The organism is Aetokthonos hydrillicola CCALA 1050 (assembly GCF_017591665.1).
Lineage (GTDB): Bacteria > Cyanobacteriota > Cyanobacteriia > Cyanobacteriales > Nostocaceae > Aetokthonos > Aetokthonos hydrillicola.
This window is the reverse complement of sequence record NZ_JAAKGC010000295.1, coordinates 1-2,239: the sequence shown is the minus strand read 5'-3', so window position 1 is coordinate 2,239 and position 2,239 is coordinate 1. Positions and strand designations below refer to the sequence as shown.

Sequence of the window (2,239 nt, the reverse complement as noted above, 5' to 3'; positions counted from 1 at the left end):
CCCCTCTCGATTGTGTTCAATCGGATTAGTTGAAACCATGGTTTCTTTCTGACTTCGTCTCCACCGTCTCTCGCCCCTCCCGATTTGGTTAAATCGGATTAGTTGGAAACGCTTTAAGCCCTTCTTTATTAAGGAACAATTCAGCCCTCCCGATTGGGTTAAATCGGATTAGTTGGAAACTCTAAAAGAAGCGATTAAGCGCAATAACGAAGATTACCCTCCCGATTGGGTTAAATCGGATTAGTTGGAAACTTTGTACTCCGTCTTTCCGCGGAGAATACGGAAACCCTCCCGATTGGGTTAAATCGGATTAGTTGGAAACGCTGCTATTTGTTCCTCGGTTAATTGATTTTCGTCAGGCCCTCCCGATTGGGTTAAATCGGATTAGTTGGAAACTCGGCATCCATTTCCTCGAATTCATGGGCCTGACCCTCCCGATTGGATAAAGTGCGTGAGTTGCAAAAAACGTGTATAATTTAATACGATTTTTCCAGGACTTGTTCTTAGAAAAGGCATATTTGTTAATATGCTTTGGGAATTGTTAACGAAAAAGTATCAGAAAAAATGAGTTAACGTTAACTATAGATAGCGTTTCTCAACTAGGTTAGAAAAACTATTGACATATATAGTGTTAAAAGGCAGCTCAATTAAAATCCCTTATGAATATCCTTAGTCACCTGCTTTCTCAACCAGCTCAAGATAACCGTCCAAAAAAACAACGCAGAGGAATTGAAATAAAATCCCCGCATGAAATAGAAGTTATGCGGCAATCAGCAAGAATTGTGGCAACCGTTTTAAAAGAAATTTCCGAGATGGTAAAGCCAGGAATGACAACGGCGGATTTAGATGCTCACGCGGAAAAACGCATTCGGGAAATGGACGCGGTTCCTAGCTTTAAGGGATATCATGGGTTCCCTGGTTCTATTTGCTCCAGCATTAATAACGAAGTTGTGCATGGTATCCCTAGCCGTAAAAAAGTGATTCGTGCTGGGGATGTTTTAAAAGTCGATACAGGTGCTTACTACCAAGGCTTTCATGGCGACTCTTGTATAACGATCGCTGTGGGTGAAGTCTCAACACAAGCAGCTAAATTAATTCGTGTCGCGGAAGAAACCCTTTATAAGGGTATTGAACAGGTAAAAGCAGGGAATTCCCTACTTGATATTGCTGGCGCGATCGAAGACCATGTTAAAGCAAATGGCTTCAGCGTGGTAGAAGACTTTACTGGACACGGTGTTGGTCGTAACTTACACGAAGAACCTTCCGTTTTCAATTTTCGTACTCGCGACATGCCAAATGTTAAGCTACGAACAGGTATGACCCTCGCAATTGAGCCGATTTTAAACCAGGGTTCTAAGTTTACCAAGATTTTATCTGACCGATGGACAGCAGTCACAGTAGATAAGTCCCTATCTGCTCAGTTTGAGCATACAGTGTTGGTAACGGATAATGGATACGAAATTTTAACGGATCGCACTCAGTTGTAGTTCATCGCCAGAGAATCAACTGGTTTTTCCCTGAGCACTACTACTCAACAGGTGGTACATTTATATTATATATATGTACCTAAGCTGACCTACGGGTATAGTTGTGCATCTATTAAAAAACCAGGTGTGACAGATTGGCTATAAAAAAAAGAACACAGCAATATTCTCTCAAGCAAGCTTTAAAGAGTTTAAGGTTTTACCCTTTTATATCTATTGGAGCCTTGCTGAGTTTATTATTACTAACATTAACTAATGCCGCAACTCCGCAGCTTTTTCGCTGGGCTATTGACCAAGGTATCGCAAAAAAAGACCTACAAGTTGTTTTCCAAAGTGCTAGCTTGATGGTAGCAATATCTATTGCACGGGGTTTGTTCAACTTTGGTCAGACTTTCTGGGCAGAAGCTGCTTCTCAGGGTGTTGCTTACGATCTACGTAATCAAATTTTCCGCAAAATTCAGAATCTGAGTTTTAGCTATCACGACCAAAACCAGACTTCTCAACTACTTACCCGAATTACAAGTGACATAGAACAAATACGTACATTTATAGGTACTTCGCTGATTCAGGTCGTAGGTGCAGTAGTGACTCTGGTTAGTATAGCAACAATTTTGCTGGTTATGAACTGGCGACTTGCACTGATTACCTTAGCCTCAATTCCTATTGCAGCATTTTTGCAGGCACGGTTTTTTCTAAAAAATGCAAAGTTTTTCAGTCATGTACAAGAGCAACTTGGCAACCTCAATAGTATTTTG

Annotated in this window: 2 protein-coding genes; both read left to right on the top strand. The window is 41.0% G+C overall.

Going from position 1 to position 2,239, the window contains the following annotated elements:
- The first annotated feature begins 659 nt into the window (after positions 1-659).
- Entirely contained in the window at positions 660-1,487 is an 828-nt protein-coding gene (gene map, locus G4P69_RS37145; protein ID WP_208345153.1) for a type I methionyl aminopeptidase, read from the top strand.
- A 134-nt stretch (positions 1,488-1,621) separates the two neighbouring features.
- A partial coding sequence (locus tag G4P69_RS37140; RefSeq protein ID WP_243903177.1) for an ABC transporter transmembrane domain-containing protein occupies positions 1,622-2,239 on the top strand: 618 nt, incomplete at its 3' end.